The organism is Streptomyces sp. NPDC046900, assembly GCF_040644975.1.
Classification (GTDB): domain Bacteria; phylum Actinomycetota; class Actinomycetes; order Streptomycetales; family Streptomycetaceae; genus Streptomyces.
Genome location: NZ_JBEYXD010000050.1, coordinates 1 through 25,189 on the forward strand (window position 1 = coordinate 1; position 25,189 = coordinate 25,189).

21 protein-coding genes and 4 pseudogenes are annotated in these 25,189 nt (G+C 68.9%); 13 read left to right on the forward strand and 12 right to left on the reverse strand.

What is annotated here, in order from left to right; genetic code table 11:
- Positions 1-156 (forward strand): annotated as a pseudogene (locus ABZ904_RS33775) (phenylalanine and histidine ammonia-lyase); the annotation flags it as partial.
- 223 nt (positions 157-379) lie between these two features.
- On the opposite strand, the gene ABZ904_RS33780 reads toward ABZ904_RS33775, so the two are convergent.
- Entirely contained in the window at positions 380-631 is a 252-nt protein-coding gene (locus ABZ904_RS33780) for a winged helix-turn-helix domain-containing protein (protein ID WP_361827656.1), read from the reverse strand.
- A 416-nt stretch (positions 632-1,047) separates the two neighbouring features.
- Between ABZ904_RS33780 and ABZ904_RS33785 the strand changes: the two genes are divergently transcribed.
- Positions 1,048-1,395: a hypothetical protein gene (locus ABZ904_RS33785; RefSeq protein ID WP_359409632.1), complete on the forward strand. Its 348-nt coding sequence runs from the start codon at positions 1,048-1,050 to the stop codon at positions 1,393-1,395.
- Positions 1,396-2,388: 993 nt separating this feature from the next.
- Here ABZ904_RS33785 and ABZ904_RS33790 read toward each other — a convergent pair.
- The 5 genes and pseudogenes from ABZ904_RS33790 to ABZ904_RS33810 form a co-directional block, all read right to left on the reverse strand.
- Positions 2,389-2,958 (reverse strand): annotated as a pseudogene (locus tag ABZ904_RS33790) (L,D-transpeptidase); the annotation flags it as partial.
- Between the two features lie 2 nt (positions 2,959-2,960).
- Entirely contained in the window at positions 2,961-3,152 is a 192-nt protein-coding gene (locus ABZ904_RS33795) for a hypothetical protein (protein ID WP_361827737.1), read from the reverse strand.
- Positions 3,153-3,760: 608 nt separating this feature from the next.
- Positions 3,761-4,828, reverse strand: a complete 1,068-nt coding sequence (locus ABZ904_RS33800; RefSeq protein WP_361827659.1) for an SIS domain-containing protein — start codon at positions 4,826-4,828, stop codon at positions 3,761-3,763.
- The gene (locus ABZ904_RS33805; RefSeq protein WP_361004051.1) at positions 4,825-5,823 is read right to left on the reverse strand and encodes an ROK family protein; all 999 of its coding nucleotides are present in this window, start codon (positions 5,821-5,823) and stop codon (positions 4,825-4,827) included. Before ABZ904_RS33805 ends, ABZ904_RS33800 begins: the two co-directional genes overlap by 4 nt.
- On the reverse strand, positions 5,820-7,274 hold the full coding sequence (locus ABZ904_RS33810) for an APC family permease (RefSeq protein WP_361004048.1): 1,455 nt from the start codon (positions 7,272-7,274) through the stop codon (positions 5,820-5,822). The genes ABZ904_RS33805 and ABZ904_RS33810 overlap by 4 nt, the downstream gene beginning before the upstream one ends.
- 120 nt (positions 7,275-7,394) lie before the next feature.
- Between ABZ904_RS33810 and ABZ904_RS33815 the strand changes: the two genes are divergently transcribed.
- Positions 7,395-8,618: an ROK family transcriptional regulator gene (locus ABZ904_RS33815; protein ID WP_361004045.1), complete on the forward strand. Its 1,224-nt coding sequence runs from the start codon at positions 7,395-7,397 to the stop codon at positions 8,616-8,618.
- 606 nt (positions 8,619-9,224) lie between these two features.
- Positions 9,225-9,761: a hypothetical protein gene (locus tag ABZ904_RS33820; protein WP_361827664.1), complete on the forward strand. Its 537-nt coding sequence runs from the start codon at positions 9,225-9,227 to the stop codon at positions 9,759-9,761.
- 259 nt (positions 9,762-10,020) lie between these two features.
- On the opposite strand, the gene ABZ904_RS33825 is transcribed toward ABZ904_RS33820, so the two are convergent.
- Complete coding sequence (locus ABZ904_RS33825; RefSeq protein ID WP_361827733.1) at positions 10,021-10,317, reverse strand: alcohol dehydrogenase catalytic domain-containing protein; 297 nt, start codon at positions 10,315-10,317, stop codon at positions 10,021-10,023.
- A 254-nt stretch (positions 10,318-10,571) separates the two neighbouring features.
- Here ABZ904_RS33825 and ABZ904_RS33830 point away from each other — a divergent pair, with 254 nt between their 5' ends.
- The 3 genes and pseudogenes from ABZ904_RS33830 to ABZ904_RS33840 all read left to right on the forward strand — a co-directional run.
- Positions 10,572-11,813, forward strand: a complete 1,242-nt coding sequence (locus tag ABZ904_RS33830) for a SpoIIE family protein phosphatase (protein WP_361827666.1) — start codon at positions 10,572-10,574, stop codon at positions 11,811-11,813.
- An 849-nt stretch (positions 11,814-12,662) separates the two neighbouring features.
- On the forward strand, positions 12,663-13,787 hold the full coding sequence (locus ABZ904_RS33835; protein WP_359409648.1) for an alpha/beta hydrolase: 1,125 nt from the start codon (positions 12,663-12,665) through the stop codon (positions 13,785-13,787).
- A gap of 10 nt (positions 13,788-13,797) precedes the next feature.
- Positions 13,798-13,938, forward strand: a pseudogene (locus ABZ904_RS33840) (transcriptional regulator); the annotation flags it as partial.
- A gap of 58 nt (positions 13,939-13,996) precedes the next feature.
- On the opposite strand, the pseudogene tnpA reads toward ABZ904_RS33840, so the two are convergent.
- A pseudogene (gene tnpA, locus ABZ904_RS33845) lies at positions 13,997-14,239 on the reverse strand (IS200/IS605 family transposase); the annotation flags it as partial.
- A 567-nt stretch (positions 14,240-14,806) separates the two neighbouring features.
- A complete protein-coding gene (locus tag ABZ904_RS33850; RefSeq protein ID WP_361827669.1) occupies positions 14,807-15,199 on the reverse strand; it encodes a hypothetical protein in 393 nt (130 codons plus the stop codon).
- 27 nt (positions 15,200-15,226) lie between these two features.
- Between ABZ904_RS33850 and ABZ904_RS33855 the strand changes: the two genes are divergently transcribed.
- Together ABZ904_RS33855 and ABZ904_RS33860 are read left to right on the forward strand one after the other, a co-directional pair.
- Positions 15,227-16,726: a SpoIIE family protein phosphatase gene (locus ABZ904_RS33855; RefSeq protein ID WP_361827672.1), complete on the forward strand. Its 1,500-nt coding sequence runs from the start codon at positions 15,227-15,229 to the stop codon at positions 16,724-16,726.
- Positions 16,727-17,208: 482 nt separating this feature from the next.
- On the forward strand, positions 17,209-17,373 hold the full coding sequence (locus ABZ904_RS33860; protein ID WP_361827675.1) for an Ig-like domain-containing protein: 165 nt from the start codon (positions 17,209-17,211) through the stop codon (positions 17,371-17,373).
- Positions 17,374-17,457: 84 nt separating this feature from the next.
- Here the strand turns inward: ABZ904_RS33860 and sigJ are convergent, their stop codons facing one another.
- On the reverse strand, positions 17,458-18,411 hold the full coding sequence (gene sigJ, locus ABZ904_RS33865; RefSeq protein ID WP_361004037.1) for an RNA polymerase sigma factor SigJ: 954 nt from the start codon (positions 18,409-18,411) through the stop codon (positions 17,458-17,460).
- 151 nt (positions 18,412-18,562) lie between these two features.
- Between sigJ and ABZ904_RS33870 the strand changes: the two genes are divergently transcribed.
- On the forward strand, positions 18,563-19,699 hold the full coding sequence (locus ABZ904_RS33870) for an LUD domain-containing protein (RefSeq protein ID WP_361827678.1): 1,137 nt from the start codon (positions 18,563-18,565) through the stop codon (positions 19,697-19,699).
- Between the two features lie 567 nt (positions 19,700-20,266).
- Positions 20,267-20,992: a hypothetical protein gene (locus tag ABZ904_RS33875; RefSeq protein ID WP_361827681.1), complete on the forward strand. Its 726-nt coding sequence runs from the start codon at positions 20,267-20,269 to the stop codon at positions 20,990-20,992.
- A gap of 186 nt (positions 20,993-21,178) precedes the next feature.
- Here ABZ904_RS33875 and ABZ904_RS33880 read toward each other — a convergent pair whose 3' ends face one another.
- Positions 21,179-21,649: a hypothetical protein gene (locus ABZ904_RS33880; RefSeq protein ID WP_361827684.1), complete on the reverse strand. Its 471-nt coding sequence runs from the start codon at positions 21,647-21,649 to the stop codon at positions 21,179-21,181.
- Between the two features lie 557 nt (positions 21,650-22,206).
- Here ABZ904_RS33880 and ABZ904_RS33885 point away from each other — a divergent pair.
- Together ABZ904_RS33885 and ABZ904_RS33890 are read left to right on the forward strand one after the other, a co-directional pair.
- Positions 22,207-23,205 carry an RNA polymerase subunit sigma-70 gene (locus ABZ904_RS33885; protein WP_361003696.1) on the forward strand — a complete coding sequence of 333 codons (999 nt, stop codon included), beginning with the start codon at positions 22,207-22,209 and terminating at the stop codon, positions 23,203-23,205.
- A 336-nt stretch (positions 23,206-23,541) separates the two neighbouring features.
- Positions 23,542-23,955 carry a DUF6069 family protein gene (locus ABZ904_RS33890; RefSeq protein WP_361003725.1) on the forward strand — a complete coding sequence of 138 codons (414 nt, stop codon included), beginning with the start codon at positions 23,542-23,544 and terminating at the stop codon, positions 23,953-23,955.
- A gap of 395 nt (positions 23,956-24,350) precedes the next feature.
- Here the strand turns inward: ABZ904_RS33890 and ABZ904_RS33895 are convergent, their stop codons facing one another.
- On the reverse strand, positions 24,351-25,172 hold the full coding sequence (locus ABZ904_RS33895; protein ID WP_359408532.1) for a helix-turn-helix transcriptional regulator: 822 nt from the start codon (positions 25,170-25,172) through the stop codon (positions 24,351-24,353).
- Positions 25,173-25,189: the final 17 nt, after the last annotated feature.

Sequence of the window (25,189 nt, forward strand, 5' to 3'; positions counted from 1 at the left end):
AGGCCCGAGCCTGAGCTCCCGGTGGGCCGGGCGCTGGAGCTCGCCGAGACGGTGCTCGACCGGGACCTGGCCGACCGGCCGCTCACGGACGACGTCACGGCTGCGGCGCACCTGCTCGACCGGTTCACCGATATCTGGAGGGGGAGCATGCCATGAGCGCGCGAGGAGTACCCCGAGCGCCCACAGCAACCGCCCGCACTCCAGCCCTCACCAGGGTGGATGAGCTTGTCGGCAGGGCACCGCTGGCGCTCATTGACTGATCGGTGCGCCGGAGCGCCGTCATCATCGAGGGCGACTACGGCGCGGAGTTCCGCTACGACCGGGATCCGGTAGACCCTACACCCTTGCAGCTAGGTGACGCGTAGCCACTGACCAGTGGCTACGCCTCAGCGGGTGGGAGCGGATCGGCCACATAGGAACCCTTGGCAGGCAGGGTCTCGACCAGTCCCCGTTCCCGCAACTCACGAACGGCACGGCGCACGGTCCCAGCGCTGACGCTGTAGGTATCCGCTAGCTCCCGCTCGTTTTCCAGTCGACCGCCCGACGGAATCTCCCCAGCGCGGATGCGGCGCTCAAGGTCATTTGCTACGCGTTGCCATTCGTAGATCACAAATCCATGGTCTGTGCACACTGCGCGCCCGACACCTTGATCAGCACACTGTGCACACTGTGCACGCTGTGCGTAAGATGGACTCCGCGAACGGAAAGGCGCCCCGGCAGGAAGCGCCTACTTCCCTACCGGGGCTCACCGAGAAACGGAGTCTCGGCTATGCGAAACTTTATCGCCGCACTTATCGCGTGGCTCATGCCGACCTGCGGCAAGCACTGGGCGGCAACTGTGCCGGCAGCGCCAACCCGAACCCTTCCCGCCCCGCGCAGCCAGCCTCCGGCGGAAGTGATCGAGGCGAATCATCTTCCGCCAGTGCGCCCGTACGTCGTGGCTCATGAGCAACGGCGAGAGCGGCAGCTTCAGCGAGAAAGGCGCACTGCGGCAGTACTCGCAACAGTCGGTATTGACTACCCGTACGGGCTCCAGGGGCGTGCGGCATGAACCACCTTCGACGCCTCCCGTTCAACGGGCCGGAAGGCAAGCCAGCGTTCATTCCAGCCGACAACCTGGACGGCGCGCTCTCGCGGTTCGCCGACGCCATCGAGGCTCACCAACTGGCCGTAGGCCAAACGATTTTGGCGCCTGTGCGCCCGATGCTCGACGTCGCGCTGACAGCGGATGAGGCGCGCTACATGCTGCGGCGTACGGCGGAATGCCTCAGCGACGCGCTAGCCGTGGCGGACTCGCGCGGCCAGCGGTTAGGGCTGTCGGACGAACCTACTTCCGGCGCTGCCGCTGAGATACTGAGTAAAGCACTCAATCAGGCGACGCCTGACGCGCAGTGAGACAGCGAGAACGCCTAGCGCACAGCAGTACATGACCCAACCGTCCTTAAACACACGAAGCACCGTAGGCGCCCCGCGAGATTCGTAGGCGTCAACGGGGCTTCGTCGCTTCCTGGGAGGTTCACCGGGCTCTGCAGGCCGCATTGTCTCCGAACAACTTCGTCCCCGACGGGCCCGTTACAGACTATGCGGGCCCGACAACGGTCGCGATGGGGGCATATGGCCGAATGGCGAGCGTTGGACGCGCTGGCGGCCGTCGGTATAGCCGGGGCTGCGGTCTGAGTTAGGTCACGCTTGGGGGCACAGGCCGTGGTTGCGGCAGTGGTGCGGCTGAGCACAGCCCCAACCAAGCCGCGCGAGCGGCTGATTGCCGCAGCTGCCTGAGGGGGCGTGGCAAGTGGCTGGCGGTGAGCGTGCGTATCCGCCCACAGGGAGAGCAGTGCACGATGCGGGCTCTGCGCAGCGCCCCGGCGTCAGTCTTGGAGCTGATTGCGCACGATCTCTGGACTGCGCAGCCCTGGCAGATGTTCGCGCGCCTGTATGCGCAATCGCCTGCACATGGCCGATGCGCAGACCCTGGGTCCAGCGCGTAGCCGTCTGCGTGAGCATTCGTTTTTTCGCTGCGCAGCGGCGGGTGCGCAGCTGCTCGTGGAGCGGGCCGGATCCGCTTGGTCGGAGCCGGCCATGAACCCAACCAGGGCGTTCCAGTGCGCACAATTGGGAACCTCACTGGCGCGGCGCCCCAGTGCTTCAGACGGGACCAGTCCAGTGTCACGCGCGCAATCATCCCAGCCGCATCGGACCGGCGTACCTGAGTGCGGATGGTCAGGGGTAGTGGTGGGGCAGCTCGCGGATGCGTACGAGCATCCGGACCTTGGGATGTTTGGGCTGGGCATGTTTTGGAGGGCGGCGTACAGGTTCGGCCGTCTCTGGCGGCGTGTTGGGATGTTCGTTTCGAGCGGTGCCGCTGACCGGTGTCGCCGCTGCAGCGCGTCACAGCGTCGCGGTCGTCTGCTCCCCGGACGCGCTGCCGGCGAGCCACTGGCCCCATCCCAGGTTGAAGTCGGCGTAGCCGTTGTCGGCCGGGGCCTTGGCACGGGGCGAGCCGGTGATGGTGACCGGGTCGCCCTGCTTGACCTGACCGTAGAACCACTTGGCGTCCGACATGGACAGATGGACGCAGCCGTGCGAGCCGCGGGCGCTGCCGCTACCCGGACTGGGGTCGCCGGTCGAGTAGTGCACATACGTGCCGGACTGGGTGAGGTGGACGTCCCAGGGGAGCGCCAGATCGTAGTAGTCGGGGCTGCCCTTGTCGCAGCTGATGCCAACGCTGCAGGAGGTCATGTGGACCTTCTCCTGCTTGTCGATGACGGCCATCGTGCCGTTCCACGTCGGATACTGGGCGCTGCCCGCATTGATGGACAGGGTTCGAACCGCCTTGCCGTTCCGGGTCACCTTCATGGTGTGGCCGGTCACCGAGACCTCCGCGCGCACGTCGTCGCCGATCTTGAAGGTGTGCGTGTAGCCGTGCACGCCGTAGCGTCCGTTGCCGTTGCTGACGCCCTTCAGCTGGCCGGCGCCTCGGTGTGCTGAGCGTCGACGGCTTCGGTGGCCTTGCCCTGCGATCCCGCGGCACTTGTCTTCTCGATGCCGCAAGCGGCGAGCGACAGAGCGGCGAAGGCTGTCAGCGCGAGGACGCGCCGTGAGCGGCGCGGGGAGCGGGCAACCGTGCTGGTCAGAGTAGCAATTCGTGTCATGTGCTCAGCCTCCGATCAAGCCTCCCGCTGCACATGAGTATGTGTACTCAACAAGCTCGTGTTCAGCGACCCAGGTCATGAGCGGATGCCCGGGGGGATGACCTGGAGCGTACCGAGCCGACCCTGCGCCGGATCGAGCTGGGCCCCGCCGCCCATCTGACTCTTCGCCGCGGCCGAGGAAATCTCCGTGCGCGACCTGCGCATCGTGTGGCCGACCTGTGACTGGCCTGGTCTTCGGCCTGGTCCTCGCCTCGGCCTGATCGAGCAGTCCCTGACGCCGACGGGCTGGTCGGCCAGCGCGCATACGCTCCGGGGCGTGCCGGGTGGTGCGCGCTTTCGTCGGCCGCGGCCACGCCGCCACCAGGTGCGGGCGCTGCGTCCGGTGGCGCAGCGCTGTGTGCCTGCGGGTGCTCGGCCTCCCTTGCCGGGCCCTCTTCCACGTTCCCCTGGCTGTGAACGAAATCGGCCCCGGGGACTTCTAAGGCCGGAGTCTGGTCATGAGACCGAACACGGGCCTCGCGCGCATTCCCGCGTCGTTCGGCCGCATCATGTCCGACCGTCCGACCACACGGTATGGGGCACGGGCTGCGTTTAGGAAACGGTGCGCCTCAGTGCGTCTCGGTGACTTTGGCCAGGGCCCGGGGCGCGTCGGGGTCTTGGCCCCGGGCCATGGTGACCTCGTACGCGAGCATCTGCAGCGGCAGGATCTGCAGGATCGGCTGAAGCTCCTCCGGCACGGCGGACGTCGGCAGGACGAACCCCGCGGAGGCCGCCTCGACCTGGTCCCGGTCACCGATGACGACCAGGTCGGCGCCGCGCTGGCGTAGCCGGTCGAGAACCGGCTGCAGCGCTTCGCCGCCCTTGCCCTCGGAGACCACTGCGATGATCGGGGAGACGTTGTCGACCATGGCGAGCGGGCCGTGCAGCAGGTCCGCGCCGGAGAAGGCCAGCGCGGGAATGTAGCTGGTCTCCATGAGCTTGAGCGCTGCTTCCTTGGCGGTCGGGTATCCGTAGCCGCGCGAGGTGAGGATCAGCCGTTCGGCGAACCGGTAGCGGGCGGCCAGCTGGGTGACCTCGTCCCACCGCGCGAGGATCTGCTCGGTGAGTTCGGGTAGTGCTTTGGCCGCCACGCAGTTGCCGCCCTGCAGCCGTTCGACGAAGAGGTACAGGGCCAGCAGTTCGGCGGTGTACGTCTTGGTGGCGGGCAGCGCCCGCTCCGGTCCGGCCATGACGTCGATGTGGAACTCAGCGACTTCTGCCAGCGGCGAGCCGGGGTTGTTGGTCACCGCCAGGGTGATCGCGCCTGCCTTCCGTGCTGCTCGCGTGGAAGCCACCAGGTCGGGCGAGCCGCCGGACTGGCTGACGATGATCACCAGGGTGTCGGTGAGGTCCGGCTGTGCACCGTACGCCGTGGTGGTGGACATGGAGGTCAGTCCGGCCGGCTTGCCCAGCATCACCTCGACCAGGTACTTGGCGTACAGCGCCGCGTTGTCAGAGGTGCCGCGGGCGGTGAGCAGGACGAAGCGCGGGGCGCGTGCCGCGACCAGGTCGGCGACCCGATGGATCTCCGGGGCGCCCTGCTCCAGCAGGTGGCGCAGCACCGCGGGCTGCTCGGCCATCTCGGCGGACATCACACCGCCGGGGCGGTGCTGGTCGGATCCGGCAGGGGTGGTCATGCGGCGGGGCTCCAGTCGGATGCGGGGTGCGCGGCGGCTGCGGCGTCCAGAGCGAGGATGACGGCGCCGGTGAGCGGCGCCGTCTCGGTGAAGGCCGCGGGCATCAGGGACGGTGGGAAGGGCACGGCGCGGTCGAGGATGCGGCGCAGCCTCGGCAGGATGCGGTCGGCCGCGCGGGTCAGTCCGCCGCCAGCCACGATGGTGTCCGGGTCGAGAGCGATCGCCAGGTTGGCGAGATGCACGCCGAGGGTATCCAGGGCGTCGTCGACCAGTTCGGCCACGGCTGAGTTGTGCTCGGCGAGGGCGAAGACTTCGGCAGTGGTCACGGCGCGGCCGAGCAGCGCGGAGCCCCGGTCGGCGAGTGCCCGACCGGAGATGTGCTCCTCCAGGGGCGCGCGGCCGTCGCCGGCCCCCCGGATGTCGGCCGTGCTCAGCAGCTGCGAGCCGATCTCGCCCGCGGCCTGGTGCGCGCCGCGCAGCACCCGGCCGCCGACGACGGTGGCGGCGGACAGGCCGGTGCCCAGGTTGAGGAAGATGCCGCAAGCGGATTTGGCCAGGGCGCCCCAGCGGGCCTCGGCCAGGGCGGCGGCCTTGACGTCGGTCTCTACGGCGACGGTGTCGATGCTGAAGGCGGCGCCCAGCGTGGCGGCCAGGGCGAGCTGCTCCCAGCCCGGGTTGTTCGGCGCCAGCAGGATCCGGTCGTCCAGCACGATGCCTGGGGAGGCGGCAGCGACGGCACGCAGCGGGCCGTGGCCGTGGGCCTCGGTGCGGGCGACCAACTCGCGTCCGGCTTCGGCGACCCGCCGCATGACCTGGTCGGCGCCCTGGTCGGCGAGGGTGGGAATGGCGGCGCGGTGCAGCACGCTGCCGTCCGGGGCGGCTGAGGCGAGCGCGGTCTTGGTGCCGCCGAGGTCGATGGCCAGGACGTGGTACTGGGCCGGGCCGCCCCCGGCCGGGGGGGCGGCGGGGGCGGGTGCGGTGGTGCCGGAGGTCATGCGGGGAGCCGCTCCTTGTCGGCGTCGAGAGCGGCCGCTGCGTACTGCTCGTGGATCTCCTTGTCGCCGAAGGGCCAGATGCGCTCCTTGCGGGCCCAGAGCGTGAACGCGAGCCCACCGAGGGCAACCCAGGCCAGGGACCACTCGATGGGGTGACGGCCTGGGGCGTTGTGGTCGGCGCACACGTAGATGTAGATCCAGCCGGCGAAGGCCAGCACGCTGGGCAGCGGGTAGAGCCACATCCGGTATGGGCGGCGCAGCTGCGGCTGGCGCTTGCGCAGCACGGTGAGCGCGACGATCTGGGACAGCGTCTGCACCAGCACCATCACGGCGGTGAGCAGCTGGATCAGGGTTCCCATGTCGGTGTGGCGGCCGATCATGAAGCCCACGGCGGTGATGACGCCCATGGTGATCAGGCCGATGGTGGGGAAGCCGTGCTTGGGGTGCAGTCGGCCGAAGGAGCGGAAGAAGACGCCATCCCGCGCTGCGTCAAAGGGCACCCGCGAGCCGGCCAGCAGGCCGGCCAGGACCGAGGCGAAGGCAGTGATGAGGATCAGGGTGGTGACGGCCTCGGCCGGGCCGCGGCCCCAGGCGTGCTCCAGGATGACCGACGCCATCGACTTGTAGACGGCCGAGTTGGGGTCGAGCATCTGGTGCCAGTCGACCGCGCCAAGCACCCCGACCTGCAGCACCAGGTAGATCGCCATCACGCCGAAGACGGCGGTGACGGTGGAGCGCGGCAGTGTGCGTCCCGGGTTCTTCAGCTCGCTACCGAGGTAGGCGGCGGTGTTGTAGCCGAGGTAGTCGTAGACGCCCACAGCGAGGCCAGCGCCGAAGCCGGTCCAGAACTTGCCGCCCAGCAGGTTGAAGGCGCCGTGCGGGTAGGTGAAGGCGTAGTCGGCGTGGAAGTGCGAATACGCGGCGATCATCACGAGGGCCGCGGCGAGCAGCATGACGCCCCACATGATGGTGGCAAGCCGGGCGACGGAGTCGACGCGCCGCCAGAGCAGCAGCACGATCAGCGCGATCAGGGCGAGTCCGACCAGGTCGCCGGAGGTCTGGCCCATCGACGGCCACAGGTAGCCGAGGTACTGGACGAGGCCGACGATGCCGGTGGACATGATGAGTGGGATGAAGAGGATCGCCGTCCAGACGAAGAGGAACGGCATCAGCTTGCCGCTGCGGTACTGGAACGCTTCCCGCAGGTAGACGTACGTGCCGCCGGCGCCGGGCATGGCGGCGCCGAGTTCTGCCCAGACCAGACCGTCGAACAGGGCGAGCAGCGCACCGGCTATCCAGCCGATGATGGCCTGCGGGCCGCCGAACGCGGCCACCATGAGCGGGATGGTGATGAACGGGCCGACGCCGACCATCTGGCTCATGTTCAACGCGGTGGCCTGGAGCAGGCCGATCCGGCGGGCCAGGCCGCCGGATGGAGTGGGAGTCGACACGACGCTGCGCCTTTGCAGAGAGGGCTGATTCAGGGCCCGGCAAATGTAAGGCGTCTTTCCTAACGAAATCAATATGCTGGTGGGAGAGCTCACTCTGGACCGTCTGGCAGGATGACGCCCATGCCGACGACGACAGTGGACAGCCCGGACACGCCTCCCTTCAACACCGTCATGCGGGGACCGGGCAGCATGCGGCAGGCGAACGAGTGGGTCGTCCTGGAGCACCTGCAGCGGCAGGCGCCGGTGTCGGCCTCCCAGCTGTCGTCCGACACCGGGCTGTCCCGGCCCACCGTCAACCTTGCCATCGCCCGGCTCGAGGCCGCCGGACTCGTACGCCAGACCGGACTGCGCACCGGCCAGGCCGGCCGCGCCGCTCGGCTGTGGGAACCGGATGTGGACGCGGGGCGGGTGGTCAGCGTCCACATCGGGTCGCGCAGGATCAAGTGCGCCCTCGCCGACCTGGGCGGGACCGTCATCGACCGACGGCAGGAGCCATCCCGGACCCGGGACGCGACCGAACTCGTCCACCAGCTCGCACACCTGGTCACCGAACTCCTCGACGACAACAGCGTCTCCCGGAGCGACGTCTACAGCATCGTCATCGGCAGCCCGGGCATCTACGACGTTGCGTCCCGCCGGATGCGACACGCAACCAACCTACCCGGCTGGGACCGACCCGCCGTTGTCGAACTGCTCGCCGAGGAACTCGGCGACCGGGTCCGGTTCGAGAACGACGTCGACCTGGCGGCGCTCGGCGAGCAGGCCGCAGGGATCGGCTGCGGCGTCGACGACTTCGTCTTCCTCTCTGTCGGCACCGGTATCGGCCTGGGCACGATCACCGGCGGCCGACTCCACCGCGGGGCCCGCGGTGCGGCCGGCGAGATCGCTTTCCTGCTGGTCGGCGACGGCTCCGTCGACCCGGCCGGCGAGGTCCGCGAGCGCGGCGTGTTCGAGAGTGCCGCGGCGGCCGACGCCATCGCCGCCGCCGCCCGGCAGGCGGGACTGGGTGCAGACTGCTCGCCCGAGCAGGTCTTCCAGGCCGCGGAGGGAGGAAATCCCGCCGCCGCCGCGATCGTGGAGCGGCAGGTCGATCTTCTTGCGCGGGCCCTGGTCCCGGTCATCGCCCTGCTCGACCCGCAGCTGGTCGTGCTGGGCGGCAGCGCCCTAGGCCGCCACGCGGCGTCCCTCATCAAGCCCCTCAGGCTCCGGCTCGCCGCACTCGTACCTCTGCCGCTGCCCGAACTCGCGGCGTCGGCACTGCACGGGGACGCGACGGTCATCGGAGGAATCGCCCAAGCAGCCACCATCGCATGGCAGCGGGCGTACACCCTCTCGCAGCAGTGACGACCGGGCGCAGCAGGCAACCCTGTGGGTGCCGATACATGATCCGGGCAGGGTGGCAGGCTGATCGCTGATGGCCGCGCAGCGCTCCTGACGACCCGGCCGCCCCAGGTTTTACCGAAGGAGCTGACCTGTCGTCTCCTCGGCAAGCCGGTGAAGCTGAGGTTGCGGAGACAAGCGATCGCTGCTCCCTGCTGCGCGAGCGCGACAGCGGTCGCAGCGCCGATGCCGCCGTCCAGTCGCTCCGTGATCGCCTCTTCCCACACGTGCTCTGCATGGACTCCGAGCTGTTCTCACCGAGCGTGCTCCCGGGCAGGCCCAAGAGGGACCAGGGACGTCCCTGGTCCCGTACGGTGGCCACCGCGGCGCGTGTGAGGGTGTGTGGCGCGACTGCCCTGTCGTTCCTGACTTGTTCGACCGATCTCAGACGAATGAGCTTGGCGGTCTGCTCACGCTGCCCTCGAAGTCCCTCGGCGAAGGTGGCATCGGTGACGAATTTCGTGCGTGGACAGGCATGCGTTGCCCTTGTCGCAAGACTGAAGGGACTTGTTTTTGAACCTGTCGGTGTGGGGGCGGGGGATTGCGTCTTCGTGCGGTGAAGCTGAGAACGTGAGCATCAGTAACGCGCGTCCGGTGACTGCTGAACAGGTCTATGCCGCACTGGCGGCTCTGGGGGCTGAGTCGGTTGATACGAAAGTACGACCCGAGGGGCCGCGGGACGAGGACCGTCTGCATTTGCTGGGGAGTCTGCTGGCGAGGACAGAGCTGGAAATCACCGCCGCGACGCGTCTGGCCGGGGAGGAGGGGATCGAGGACGTCCTCGACACGTCGCTCGGCTGGACGGATCAGGTGGGCCCTGACCCCGGCCTTGCGGTCAACGTCCTGACGAACAGGCTGCACCGCACTGCAATGCAGATTTCGCCCGGGGCGGAGGAGCTGTCACGGGGCCGGGAGGCTGCCTTCGCCGCCGTCATGACGGCGGTGTATACGCTCAGCGCCCAGTTGCATGCGGAGCACGGTGATATGGAGGGAACCCGACGAGCTCTGGGTGGGGCGGAGGAAGCCGTCATCGACATCCTGCAGGGCATGCATGACCTGCGCGCCGCCATCGGCGACGTGGCCGGGCAGGAGGACGCAGAGGGCTGACCCGCTCACCCGTCCGGCGTTCGGTCATCGAGACCGTATTGCGTACGGAGTTACGACTCCAAGACGGCGTTGATGAGCTCTTGACCTGCGGCAACAGGTTCAGATACAGCGTTTGCACGCACGCGCAGGGGCCTCGAGCACGTGCCGGACCTGACACTGACGGACGCCCGCAACGCCGACCGTCCGCTGCCCTGCGGGGAACGCTGCCACCGTTGGACACCCAGGCCGCGATCGATGTGCTTGCGTGCCGCCCGGAACGTCATGAGCCACGCGGAATCGACCTCCGCGACGCCGTTCTGAGCGACCGTTGTCGGGTTCGGACAGAACGTAGTCGGCGTCCATCACGACGGGGGGTGGAGTAGCGGCCCTGGGTGGTGTCGTCACGGTCGACTCCGCCGTAGGTGGGGACCAAGCTGCTCAGGCAGTACTGCTCGTCCCCGTTTCGGTAGTGGGCGCACTTGCCACAGGAGTTGACCATGCAGCCGACGCCGACGCGGTCGCCGACCTGGTACCTGGTGACATCGGCGCCGATCTCAGTGACGATGCTGACGATCAGGCCGAGGCGAGGGACTGTCCGGCTCGAGGCGAGCGCGACTCAAGCCGGACTCGCACGCCTCGCGTCGGGATCTCCCTCACCACCGAGCACCGGAGTCCAGGGCGGCGTGTCGAGACGGCACGGCCAGGGATGTCCCAGCACCGCTCTGATCAGTGCATCGGTGACACTCCAGGCACTTACACGGTGGTGTGGTGACCGGCAACGCGCATAGTGGGAACCGAGAGGGGGGCGACCGATGGGAACGGAGGGCGTCGGTGTCCACACCGCCGATCGACTACCAGGCGTTGTTCGCCGCCACACTCAGTCCGTATCTGGTGCTGGGCCCCGATCTGGTGATCCTCGACGTCAACGAGGCGTACTGCCGTGCCGTCCGCCGTCCTCGTAAAGACCTGGTCGGGCGGTATCTCTTCGATGCGTTCCCCGAAAATCCGGCAGACCCCGATGCCGAGGGGGTGCGGAACCTGCGTGTTTCCCTGCACCGGGTTCTGTGCTCGGGGGAGCCGGAGGCGTTGGTGGTACAGAAGTACGACATCCCCGTGCCCGACCGCCCGGGGATGTTCGAGGAACGGTGGGGCGCTCCGACCAACGTCCCCGTGCGCGGACCGGACGGACAGGTGGCGTGGATCCTTCACCGGGTGGACGACGTGACCGACTTCGTACTCTCCCACGCCGACCGCCTGCGGCCGGATCAGGCACCCAGCGAGCGGCAGGCCCTGGAGGCCGAACTCTACGTGCGGGCACAGGAACTCCAGCGGTTGAATGAACAACTGCGGCAGGCCCACGCCAAAGAACGGAAGGTCGCCGTCACCCTCCAAGAGGCCATGATGCAGGCTCCGGACCTGGCCCGGCACCACAACATCGCGGTGCGCTACCTGCCCGCCGCCAAAGGACTCAACGTGTGCGGCGACTGGTACGACGTGGCGGACCTGCCCGACGGCGGCTTCACCGTCGCGGTCGGCGACGTCGTCGGCCACGGCCTGGAGGCCGCCGCCGTCATGGGCATGCTCCGCAGCGCCCTGTCCGCCGCCGTCCGCGCCCTGCAAGAGCCCGCCCAGGCCATGGAGGTCCTGGGTCTGTACGCACGATCGGTGGAAGGGGCACTGGCCACCACCGCGGTCAAAGCCGTCATCGACACTCACCGCCGCCACATCACCTACAGCAGCGCCGGCCACCCCCCACCAATCCTCGTCCGCCCCGACGGCACCTTCGTCCTGCTCGACCAGGCCACCGACCCGCCGCTGGGAGCCCGCCCACGTCATCTCCCGCGCCCCCAGGCCGCCCTGTCCTACAGCCCCGGCGAAACCCTCGTGCTCTACACCGACGGCCTCATCGAACGCCGCGGCGAAGACATCGACGCCGGCCTGCACCGGCTCACCGACGTCCTCGCCGCCCACGCCCGCCTCGAGCCTGAACACGTGGCCGACACCCTGCTGTCCCGCCTCGGCGTAAGCGACGGCGGAGACGACGACATCGCCTTGATCGTCGTCCGCCTGTAGTCCTTCCGTTGCCCCGGTACCCACACCCCGCTGTCACCGGCTGGTCTCCTGAGCCCGTTGGCCTCCAGGCGTGGGCAATCGACAGTTCGCGCCGGCTGGGATCAGACCCGTCCTCGACCGGTCACGCACCTCGGGAGGCCCAGCGACTCGGCGCATGCGCGTGCGCTGCTCACCGGGGGCGCGTCTCACTTGGTGGGCGTCAACACGCCGCCGATGGCAGGGCAGGCGGTATCGCCCAGTGGTGCAGGCCCCGCCTGCTGACGCGGTCGGCGTCCGGCAGTGAGTGTCACTTCGTCAGTTGTAGCGGCGAACGTCGTGGGACAGCGCCCGTTCGCCTTCCGCGCTGATCACCGTGACTGGTGACGTTCCTTGCCTGTATCGGCCCAGCCGAGGTCCCGGCGGGCACGCCGGCTCGTGCTGCATCGATCACCCGGACGGCCCTGCCCTGCCGTTCTTATGGCGGCGATCGCGTCGCGTCTCCGACGTGGCGGTCGATTCGACCCGCGGATCGGGGAGGCAAGGTCCCGTCAGCCGCCTAGCGGCTTACCTCTGCGGCCACACCCTGAACCCACGGGTTGTCCCCCCGCGGGTCGTCCGACCAGAGCAGACACGTCGTGAAAGCAGGAACAGCAGGACAGGCCTCAGCCAAAGCTCCATTTGCGGCAGTTGGAGGCGCGGCACAGCATGGGCTGCACAGGCGTGATGCGCGCCTGTTCTTGGGGCCGCGTAGGCGTTGTGTGCTGGCGAAATTTGCTGCCGCGGCGCATTGCACGCATTCCTGGACGCCGAGGTGATCGGTCTCCATGCCCTCACTGAACAAACGCTCGTCAGGTACGGAAGAGGAGCCTCATGCCTCGGGAATCTGCGAACGAAAACTCCGGAGACCAGGTCAACGCCAGGATGCCCCGGCGCCATGTGCTGCGCACGGCAGGCGCGGGTGCGCTGGGGCTAGGTCTGGGAGGCGTCGCGCCGACCGCTGTCACGATGCCTGGCAGTGCGCCCCCGCACTCCCAAGTCAAGCCCGAGCCCACCCCGGAGGGCCTCGGCTCCGTCGTCCAGGCGCCGCACCTGCCGCCGGGGTTCACCAAGACGTTCACCAGCCGGTACATCAACACCGGCCAACTGCGCCTGCACGCGGTCATCGGCGGCGACGGACCACCACTGCTGCTGATACACGGCTGGCCCGAGACGTGGTACGCCTGGCGCCTGGTGATGCCGACACTGGCCCGGGACTTCAAGGTGATCGCGGTCGACCAGCGCGGCATCGGGCTGTCCGACAAGCCCAAGACCGGCTACGACACCCGTACTCTCGCGCGCGACATGGTCTCGCTCATGGAGGCGCTCGGCTACCAGCGATTCGCCGTCGTCGGCCACGACACCGGCATGCCGATCGGCTACGCGCTGGCCGCGGACCACCCGGAGCGGATCGACCGCCTGGCCGTCGCAGAGGCCTTCCTCCCGGCCGTGACTCCCTCACCGCCCCTGGTGGGCTCTGCGCAGGTCAACAACAGGCTGTGGCACATCCCCTTCAACCGGCTCACGGACGTGAACGAACAGCTTGTAAGAGGACGCGAAAACATCTACTTCGGCTGGCAGTTCGCCACCAAGGCCGTACAGAAACTCCCCGATTACGCTGTCACGCACTACGTCCGGATCCTCGCCTCCCAACGGGACGCCCTGCGTGGCAGCTTCGGGTGGTACCGAGCGCTTGACACCACCATCGCGCAGGACCAGCAACGCAAGACGCGTCCGCTGACTCTCCCCGTCCTGGCGATCGGCGGAGCAGGGAGCCTGGGTGCGAACGTTGCGAGCACGATGAAGCTCGTCGCGCACGACGTCCACAGCGTGGTCATTTCCGGCTCGGGTCACTGGGTCGCGGAGGAGGCTCCCCAGCAGATGCTGGCAGCGCTGACCGCCTTCCTGGCCCCCTACCGCGACCGAGCGCGACGCGCACAGCCCCAGGCCACCGCGTAATTCGGACTTCCGCCGGTGGTGGGCCGAGCATGACGTAGCCCAGTGCGCCCATGACACGGTGCGCTATCGGCATCCCCTGGTCGGCGACACCACCATCCCCCATCTTCGAAGGGAATCTCCGCCTTCAGGCGGGGAGGGAATCCGATCCTGAGCCCCGCGCCGCGGGGCGCCGCAGCTTCGCTCCGGAGTGTTCCGACCACAGTCCGCGCTCAGTCGGGCCGCACCTGGTTCTCGATGTAGTCCTTGACCACTTGGAGCGGTGCTCCGCCGGATGAGCCGGCGAAGTAGGAGCCGGACCAGAATCGGCCGTGCATGATCGCCCGGTTCACGCGGCCGGCGAACTCCTCCCGCAGGCGGCGCGAGGAGACGTCCTTGAGGGAGTTGACCAGGTTGGAGAGGGCGACTTTCGGCGGGTAGTGCACCAGCAGGCGCACGTGGTCTTCTTCGCCGTTGACGGCCTGCGGCACCGCGGCCCTCCAGCCGTCGGTGTCAACGGGCCGCTGGGATCTCCTGCAGGAGTGCCGGCATGCGACGCAGGCCCGGGTCCTTGCCGGCGCGCGGGTGGCTGACAGTGTCACGGTCAGTGATCGTGGTCCGGGCGATTCGTTTCGGCGCAGTGCGCGGTCTGCTCGACGCGACGGTGCCACCGAGTTGCGAGGGCACCCCAGGACAAAGCGGGCGCTGTACTTTGCCCAAGGGTGCGACCGCTTGGACAGAACACCTCCCTCGTGTGCGCGGCAGTCGGTGTGCCTGTCCTCTGCGGAACTCGGGTGGCACGATGGCCGGCAGCCTCCAACGATGGGAAATAGCCCAGGCTGTCGTCGGATGGACCTGCGTGAAGGCCTCCGACACCGCGCAGGGCCCGCCGCAAGGCCGGGTGCCCACCCTCCTGGCTTTTGGAGGTGTACTACGTGCGACCCATTCAGCCAATCAGAAGCTTCGCCTTCCTGCTCCTCGGCGTTGCGCTGATCTCAGGCCTGGAATTGGCTTTGGCTGCCTCTCACGTGCAGGTCATGGGCCTACCGGAGTATTCCGTGCTGATCACTGTCGTGGCCAGTGCTCTGTTGCCGCTGCGACAGACCGTGATTGTGGGCCTTTTCAACCTGGCCGCCGCCATGGCGATCTACGGGATATTCCTCCGGGAAATCGGGCAGGCCAGTCAAATATCGGTCATCATGGCGTTGGCCGTCGCGCTGGGCATGAGCGTGGTCGTCTGCCGTGTCCGTATCGCAAGGGAGAGACGATTCGAACGCCTCATGATCGCTCGCGAGCGGCTCGCATTGCTCAGCGAGGCCAGCAGCCGTGTCGGCAGCACGCTCAACGTGGCTCGAACCGCTGAGGAACTGACCGAAGTAGCAGTTCACCGCTTCGCGGACCACGCGGCCGTGGACCTCTTCGATCGTGTCCTCCAAGGTGAGGAACCTGCCCCCGGTCCTCACATGGGCGAGATCACCTTGCGCCGCACCGCCCGTCAATCGGGCCCGGTCGCCCTTGCCGGCACTGCACGGCCGGGTGAGACCGTCACCTACCGCCAGGGATCGGTACCAGCCCTGAGTCTGAGGACAGGCGAACCCATGAGGGCGGAGATCGCCGATGCCGCCTGCTGGCCTGCCGATACAAGCGACGCCGGCATGAACGCACCACACTCCGCGCTGGCCGTCCCTCTCCGTGCCCGGGGAGTGGCCCTCGGTGCGGCACTTTTCACACGCTCCCCGAGCCGGGAGCCCTTCGATGCCGATGACCTGCTACTGGCGCAGGAAATCGGGGCACAAGCCGCGGTATGCGTGGATAACGCCCGCCGCTACACCCACGAGCGCACCACCTCCCTGGCACTTCAGCAAAGCCTTCTGCCCCAGATGGCCCCGAAGCAGCCGGCCGTGGAGGCAGCCACGCGCTACATCCCCGCCAATTCCCAGGCCGGAGTGGGCGGCGACTGGTACGACGTGATCCCGCTCCCCGGGGCTCGCGTCGCCCTGGTCGTGGGCGACGTGGTCGGGCACGGCGTCCACGCCTCGGCAACCATGGGGCGTCTGCGATCTGCGGTACGCACGCTCGCCGACATCGACCTGCCGCCCGACGAACTGCTCACCCACCTCGACGACCTCGTCACCCAATGCCGCATGGTCAGCGACCGCACGCAGGAGGCCAGTCGCGACGTCGGAGCGGATTTCGGTGAGGTCGGTGCGACCTGCCTGTACATGATCTACGACCCGGTCTCGCGCCGGTGCACAGGCGCACGCGCCGGTCACCCACCACCGGCCGTGGTGCGTCCAGGAGGAGACGTCGACTACTTCGACATTCCCGCCGGCCCTCCTCTGGGCGTCGGCGGCCTGCCCTTCGAAACAGCCGACCTGGACCTGGCCGAAGGCAGCCTGCTTGTCCTGTACACCGACGGTCTCATCGAATCCCTCAGGTATGACCTGGACGAAGGGCTCGAGCGTCTGCGAAAGACCCTGTCCGAGCCGATGCCCTCTCTGGAGGACACGTGCGACCGCGTCCTGAACTCGATGGTCGCTGGTCGCGCCAGAGACGATGTCGCCCTCGTCATCGCCCGCACCCAAGAACTCGACAGCAAACACGTCACCACCTGGGACTTGTCGGAGGATCTCGCCGAGGTCGCCCGCGCACGCGAGCTCGCCTCGCTCCAACTGGCGAGCTGGAACCTGCAGGAGTTGGCGTTCACCACGGAACTCGTCGTGAGCGAACTGGTCACCAACGCCATCCGCTATGGCGGGCGCCCCGTCCAGCTGCGTCTGCTGCGCCAGGACACCTTGATCTGCGAAGTGTCCGACGGCAGCAACACCGCCCCCCATCTGCGCCGGGCCCGCATGTTCGATGAGGGCGGACGCGGACTGTTCATCGTGGCGCAGCTCGCCGAGCACTGGGGCACACGGCAGCGGCCAGAGGGAAAGACCATCTGGGCCGAGCTGCGACTGTAAAAAGGGTCGGGGACCGGCGCATCGGCCTATGCTCCGTTTTTCAGTCCCCGCCGCTTCGAGGGCGACCGGGGCCTTCTCTAATACCAAAGTGAATCGATCGATTTACTTTGATGATTGCTGAACGGCGGTAGGCGACGATCGCGAGGGCACTGCCCTTCACTCTCGCCGCAGGCACCCGAATTCGTTGCGGTGTTCAGCGGTGTGGTGCCGTGCTCACGACGGATCGATGCCGGGTCGTCTGTGGATGCCTCGGCCGTGCGGCCACGCGAGGTCCCCGCGGTCGGAGGACGCTGATCGAGCACAGGGCCGTTTCGCCCCCGCAAGATCGGCGGGACAGGACCCAGTCAGCATCCTTCCCCCGCCCCGGCATCCCGCCTCGGGCGGCTTTTCATACCCTCGGGAGGCTCCTGTCTGCGACCACCCTGGCCGTCGGAACCGGCACGACGCCGGCCGCGACCGATGCCGAGGTCGGCGCCGGAAGCATGCCGATCGCCGACCCGGTCTCGCACATATGGTCGTCCAGCGGCGCCAAGGTCGCCTCGGTCGATCCCGTGACCGGCGAGGTCACCGCCCGTCGCGCCGGCACGGTGACCGTCTCGGTCACCAGCGGCCGGATGACCGGCAGCGTGCAGCTCACCGTGAGCTGACGCCGCCCCGGCGAACAAAGCGCCCCGGAACCGCCTCGTTCCGGGGCGCTTCACGCTCCCACGAACGCCGGCCCGTTCGGGCCGTCAGGACAGCCCCCATGGGCGGAGCTTGTCCGGATTGCGTACCGCCCAGATGTGCGTGATCCGGTCGTCGTCGGCGACCTCGAACGCGAACACCGTCTCGATCCGGCCCTCGGACTCGACCACCAGGCCCGGCAGCCCGTTGACCGTGCGCTCGAGGATCGTGCGGGGCGGCGCGAACCGGGCGATCGTCAGGTAGAGGCGGGCGATCTGCTCGGCGCCCTCGATCGGCAGCAGGTGGGCGACGGCGCGGCCACCGCCGTCGGAGATCGCGGTGGCGCCCGGGTCGAGCAGGCCGATCAAGGCTTGGATGTCCTGGGCCTCCCAGGCCGCCTTGAACCGCCGGACGACGCTCGCCTGCCGGGCCGCGTTCGGCCTCGCCTCGGCCCGCGCGGCGGCGATGCGACGGCGGGCCGAGGACGCCAGCTGACGGCACGCCGCCGGGCTGCGGCCGACGATCTCGGCCACCTCGGCGAACGGGTAGCGGAAGACGTCGTGCAGCACGAACGCGACGCGCTCGGCCGGGGTCATCGACTCGAACACGACCAGGAAGGCCATGGTCACCGACTCGTCGAGGGTGATCCGGTCGGCCGGGTCCACACCGGCGCCGCCCGCCGCCCCGGCGATCCACTCCGCTGAGTCGGGCAGCGGCTCTGGGATCCATTCTCCGACGTAGGCCTCCCGCCGGGCGCGTGCCGAGCCGAGCAGGTTCAGACAGATGCGGCTGGCCACCTTCGTCAGCCAGGCGCCCGGGGACTCGACGGCCTCCTGCTGCGCCCGGGACATCGCGTACCAGCGGGTGTAGGTCTCCTGGACGACGTCCTCCGCGTCGGCCAGGGACCCGAGCAGCCGGTAGGCGAGATTGAGCAGCTGTCGCCGCTCGCTCATGATCGTGCTCAGGCCCGGGTCCCGCTGCTCGTCTGCCTGCCGCTGTGCCTGTTCCGACGGACTGGTCATACGCTCTCCGGCTCCCTCGTTCACGCTCCCTCTCCATTACGACAAATCAGAGCGGTGGAATGTGAGGTCGGCGGATCGCCTCACATTCGGCGGGGCTGCGTTGTCGGACCGGTGAAGACGAGTACACCATCCACAGGACAGGACGCTGAGCATGAACGACTTCCAAGAGATCGCCGACCGCGTCGAGATCGAGGCGCTGCGCGGCGAGTTCACCGACGCGGCGATGATGCGCGACCGTGCCCGCCTTGCCGCGCTGTTCACCCCTGACGGCGTTCTGAGCATGCCCAACGTCCCGGTCGAGCTCATCGGCCGGAAGGAGATCCGGGCCGGAGGCGAACGCCTGCAGAGCCAATGGGACTTCTTCGTGCAGAACAGCCACCCGGGCACGATCCGGATCGAAGGCGACACCGCCACCGGTCGCACCTACATACAGGAGATCGCGCGTCTGCTCGACGGCCGCTCGGGCCTGAACTTCGCCATCTACCACGACAGCTACCGGCGTACGTCGGAGGGATGGAAGTTCGCCGAGCGGGTCTACGAGGTCAGGTACGTCGACACCACTCCGCTGGGGGGTTCGGCACCCGGCCCCGACGCTCAGGCGCACGGCTCTGGTGAGGCCGGGGACGCCGGCCGGGCACCGGGTGCCGGTGAGGCGGACGCGTCGGCTACGGGGGCGGCCGACGCCTTCAGCGCACCCGCGTCCGCCGAACGGCTGGACCGGGCGATCGCGGCGCTGCGGGCGAACGGCTTTACCGCCGAACTGCTCGACGACGCCGCGGCGGCCCGCGCCCGCATCAAGGATCTGATCCCGGAGGGCGCGGGCGTGTTCACCGGGGCCAGTGAGACGCTTCAGCTCTCCGGCATCGCGCAGGACATCGAGACGGGCGGCCGCTACCAGGCCATCCGGCCGCGCGTCCTGAAGATGGACCGCGCCACCGAGTCCGACCAGATCCGCCGGCTGGTGGCCACCCCCGACGTCTTCGTCGCCAGCGTCGCGGCCGTCACCGAGACCGGCTCGCTCGTCATCGCCTCGGGCAGCGGCAGCCAGCTGCCCGCCTCGGCCGGCGGCGCCGCAAGGGCGATCTGGGTCGTCGGGGCACAGAAAGTGGTGCCCGACCTGAGCACCGCACTGCGCCGGGTCGAGGAGCACGCCCTTCCACTGGAGACCGCACGCGCCCGGGCGGTCTACGGGCAGCCGAGCGCGGTCAACCGTCTGCTCGTCCTCAACGCCGAGCCGCAGCCCGGGCGCGGCACTGTCCTGATGCTGCGCGAGGCCATTGGATTCTGACATCCCGCGCGGTGAGGACGTCAGAACGACGCGGGGGCGGACGGCGAGCCGTATCGGGATCGCCGTCCGCCCCCGTGCCCTACCTTTTGCGGGTGCTGCCGTGCCTAAGGCCGCCCCGTAAGACGTGCTTCGGCCGACGGTGGCAGGGCGCAGGTGTGCAAGTCGGTGGCAGGCTGAACGGCGGCAAGGGACGATCGCGAGGGCACGGCCTTCTCTCGCCGCAGGCACCCGAATTCGTTGCGGTGTTCAGCGGTGTGGTGCGAGGTACGCGGAGGGGCGCCGGTCGACACCAGAGGCACCGCCGGCGCCGGGAGACGGTGCCGATGTAGGCGGAGCCGTTCGCCCGGAACATCAATCCGGTGGAGGTCGCGCGGCGCCCCGTGGGTGGCGAAGCGCTTCTCGATCTCGACGGGCGTCTGCGGGCTCGCCTCCTTGATCTCCTCCGAGAGGAGCACGTCCCGCACTGCCGCCTGGGGCCTGTCCGATGGGCCGCTCGGAGGTGGCCATCACGACTGAGCCGCGCATGCGGACTCGCCCCTAGCCACCTCAAGAAGGTTCAATGCCGGAGTGGTGGATTGGGCACAGATGCGTGACTGCTGGTTCGAGGTTGATCGTGTTCCGGAGCTCTTGGAGCGAGTCGAACGCGGTGACGTCGCAGACGCGTGGAAGGAGCTGGGATGGCGGCTCGTCCTTGAACATGACCTGGTGTCCCCAGCCAGTTTCGCTGCGCTGCCGCGCCTGGTGTGCCTTGCGCCTCGCAGTGCTGAGGCCAGGGCCCTGGCGGGGGAGATCCTCGAGCGTGCGGCAGGGCACCATGGCTGCGACGATCTCCTGGCGGACTGCGCCGGCGCCATCGCGCAGTTCCGCGAAGTGCTGAACAGGCACTTGCGGTCGCGGCCGACTGACTACCTCGTGTCCTTCCGCGCCCTGCTATCGGCCGAGGCGGAGTACCACTGGGCGGCTGACCTGGGCGAGTTCAAGGATGACTTCTATCCGCTGGCCTGTCCCCACTGTGGCGCAGAGGTCACGATCGCCATCGGCGACTACGGTCGGTACTCCGCGATTCGGGACTGGGACATGGGCGATGTGGAGCGACGGGACCTGCGCCCGGCGGCGGCCGACAGACTTACCGGAACCGGCAGATGGATGCATGAGATGGCTGTCCGCGATGGGCAGGAGGTGCTCGCCGACGGAATCTCTTACCTGTTCGGTGATGCGGAATGCCCGGGCTGCGCCAGCGTCTTCAACGTCGCGGAGGAGTACACCTCCGCCAACCGTCCGGTCATGCGGTAACGCGAACCCGACAGCTACTCGGCTGTGTCCTGTGGGCGAAGCCACAGCCGGATCGCGGCGACGGTGACCGTTCCGTGGAAGACGTAGGCCCTCTTGTCATATCGGGTTGCCACAGCTCGAAAGGGCTCTTCGAACTTGGCCGTGACTTGACGATGAACGCGCGGTGCTGTTGGGGCTGTAGGGCGCTTATGAACTGACCGCTGCGAACGCGGCGAGCACGAGATCAAGATCGATGACCGGCACGGCCAGCGACCATGGCTCGCCTTCAGCGTGGGTGTCGATGACGATGAACTGCCGGCTCTTCACGCGCCACTTATCGCGGCCGTCGACTTCGCGTATCTCGTTGACGTCGATCGGTGCCCTCATGGGCAGGCCGGATCCCACTCGTCGTGGAAAGCGGCCTGAAAACCATGTGATCGGCTCACCGGCCTGCGTATGCAGAATCAGCGTCCCGGGTCGCAGTCGCGACTCATCCCGACGATGCGCGACCACGGCCATCGGCTCGCCGGCAGCCAGGTATGCCAGGTATGCCAGGTCCAGTGTGGGGTCAGTCGCAGGCGGCCCACGACTGACCCGCCGGTTCTGCTCCCAATGCAGCATCAGATCGGTGAACGTCTTGGTGCCCGCCGCCCTGCGCACTCGACTCGTGCCCACCATGCCCCCTGACCGCAACACATGCATTTCTCGTGCGCCGATCGCAGTGCCGGCGAAGATAGCGTCGTCAGCGCGATGAACGTCGAGGCTTCCCTGGTGACCAGGCGGACTGTCGCGTTGCCGCGCCGGGTCTCGTCGATGCCCAGATGCTCAACCGCCGGCGTGACCGCCGGCAGTGCGGCCTTCGCGGCAGCGGTGAACGCCGCGTTCGCGATCGGCCAGGACACCTCGAGGTTCCGCGCGGCCTGCACCAGGTGCGCCTGCCGTCGACCACAGCCGACCCGATCGCGGCCCGAGACCTGGCCGTCAGCCGGAGCCGCAGCGGTATCGACGGCAGCGCCTCGGTGAACGTCTTGCGTGCACACCGCTCGTTCAGGCAGCGCGAGCGGCGCTCGGTCGAGCGCAGCGCGGTCCGGCGGCCGGCCACTGGACGGTCCCGGGGCCGCGTCCGCACCCACGAGTGCGGACGCTCAGCCATGCCGACCGACCCTGGTGATGAGTTTTCGCGCCCGCACCCGTCACACCTACGACGGGACACGACGAGGCGGAAGGATGACGCGATGAGCGCGGACACACGGCTGGAGGAGGTGGACGTGAGCGGTCTGGGCGAGGTCGACGAGCCGGCGTTCTCGGGGCTGGCGGAGCGGCACCGGCGGGAGCTGCACGTGCACTGCTACCGGATGCTCGGGTCGTTCGAGGACGCCGAGGACACTGTGCAGGAAACGTTCCTCCGTGCTTGGCGGCGGCGGGAGACCTTTGAGGGGCGGTCGACGTTCCGGGCCTGGCTCTACCGGATCGCCACCAACGCCTGCCTGGACCTGCTCGCCAAGTGCCGTCCGGAGCCTGCGACCGGCGGCGAGGTGCTGTGGCTGCAGCCCTACCCGGACCGGCTGCTCGACGAGCTGCCCGCGGGCGACGCGGACGAGCCGGAGACCGTCGCCGTCGCGCGGGAGACGATCGAGCTGGCGTACCTGGTCGCAGTCCAGCACCTCGCGCCGCGCCCGCGGGCCGTGCTGATCCTGCGGGATGTGCTCGGCTGGCCGGCGAAGGACGTCGCGGAGCTCCTCGGGGACTCCGTCAACTCCGTGAACAGCGCGCTGCAGCGGGCCCGCGCCTGCATGCGGGGGCACCTGCCCGCCGAGCGGCAGGACTGGACCGGCGGCGAACAGGACGCCGGGACGCGCGAGCTGGTGCGCCGCTATACCGAGGCCAGCTTGGCCACGGACGTCGACGGGCTCGCCGCACTGCTGCGGGACGACGTCCACTGCTCGATGCCGCCCACGCCGGGCCTGTACGTCGGCCGCGACGCGGTGGTGAACGACTGGGTCGAGAACGGCTTCGAGGGCATGACGGGCCTGCGCGCCGTCCTCACCTCTGTGAACCGGCAGCCCGCCGTCGCCTTCTACCTCTGGCAGAAGCGGAAGGGTGCGTACCTGCCGCTGACGATCGACGTCCTGCGTGTCACCGGCGGGGCGATCACCGAGATCGTCACGTTCCACGACGACCAGTTCCCGCGGCTCGGGCTGCCGGAGCGCCTGCCGGCGGACGGCACGGAGTAGTCCCGGTGTGGACGCTCGTGCTGCGCGGTGGCGCGCGTGTCGCGGTGGTCGCGGCGGAGTGGTGCAACGCGTTCGGCGTCGTCACCCGCGGGCGGGTGCAGCTGGAGCTGCGCGACGGCGAGCCCGGGCCGGTCCTCGGACGCGACGCCGGGTTCTGGCTCTGTGGCACCGGCGTCCGCGCCCTGCGGAACCCCGGCCGTCGCACGGCGAGGGTGCGCATCGTCACCCCCAGGGCCAGGACCGTCACATGCCAGTCAACACCCCGTACGCCAGTTACGAATGATGGAGGAACGACATGAACAGCATGAATGACACCGGGGTCGTCGTAGGCCCGGTATCGGGCCGGACCAGCCGCACCCCCGACTCCGCAGGCTCGCCGGCACCGGCTTCATTGCCACGCTCGCGGCGATGGTGGCCACCACCCTCGTCGCGGCGCTTGCCCAGGCCGTGGGCGTCGACTTCCAGGTCCCCGATGGTGGCGAGACGATTCCGCTGTCCGGGTTCGCCGTGGTGACCGGCTTCTTCTCGGTCGTGGGCATCGTCATTGCCGTCGCTCTTCTTCGTTGGAGCGATCGCCCCGCCAAGCGATTCGTGTGGACGGCAGTGCCGCTGACCGCGATCTCGTTGGTCCCGCCCCTCATCTCCGGGGCAAACACCGCCACCACCACCGCCCTCCTCGGGCTACACCTCGTCCCTGCGACGGTGATGATCCCCACCCTGGCCCGAAGCCTCCGCACCCGGACCGATTGACGATCTCGCAACGGAACAATGCGCGGCGCCAGGACGCGCGCGCTCGCAGCCCACCCCCTGACACCTGCGCCTGCGGGGGCTGCCATGCCGTAGCCGGCGGGGCAGGGAACGTTGATTGTGACGTGGGAGGTTGGAAATGGCCGTCCTGCGCGCGGGACGGGTGACGCCACTGTGGCCGGAAGGGCCTGTATCTCTGCGCGACCCGGGTGATGGTGGAATGGCCGACGTCGAACGGCAGCTTGAGAGCGGCGCGCGGACTGCCGTGCCGGAGATGAATGAGCGTGGCCACCGGCCGAGTCGACGAAGACCAGCTGATGCCTGGTGCCGGCACCTGCCGCCGGGTCGTGCCGTGCCGGCACGACTCACGGCGTGGTCGGCAGAACCGCGAGCCGGCGCTAGCCGAGTACGGAGAGCAGTTGGAGGTTGGTGTGGCTTTCCGTGCCCGGTACCGCGGTGTACACCAGGAGCCGCTGGGACTGGTCGGGGTCGACGAGCGTCTGACAGTGCAGCTCCAGCAGGCCGACCTGCGGGTGCTGGAACCGTTTGGCCGCACAGGAGGGTCCGAGCACGGGGTGCTCGCGCCACAGCGCCGCGAACTCGGGGCTGACCCGCTGGAGTTCCTCCACGAGTGCGCCGGCGCGCGAGTCACCTCCGTCGCGGGTGTACGTGCCGTACAGGTCCGCCACCATCAGCCGGCTCTGCTCCGGGACGTCGCTCTCGGGCGCGAGGCGGGAGGCCGGATCGGTGAACCAGCGGTAGTGCGCGCTGCGGTCCCACTCGGTGTAGGCCGTCTGGTCGCCGAGCAGCGCCACGGCCGGGCGGGTCTGCCGCAGCGTCTCGCCCAGGTGGTTCATGACCAGGGCGGGCGTGTCCTCCAGGCGGTCCAGGATGCGCATCATGCCCGGGTTGATGTGGTCGCCGCGGCGCACCCTGCGGGGCAGGGCGTGGCCGGCGAGGTGGAACAGGTGGTCGCGCTCCTCCAGCGACAGGTGCAGGCCGCGGGCGATCGCTGCGAGCATCTGCTCCGAAGGATGCGGACCTCGCGGCTGCTCCAGCCGGCTGTAGTAGTCGACCGACATGTCGCACAGGGCCGCCACTTCCTCGCGGCGCAGCCCGTCGGTACGTCTGCGCCGCCCGCGCGGCAGCCCGATGTCCTCCGGCTGCAGTGCCTCGCGGCGTGCCCGGAGGAAGGCCGCCAGCCCGGCTCGGTCCGCCATGTGCCGTCGCGTCCTCT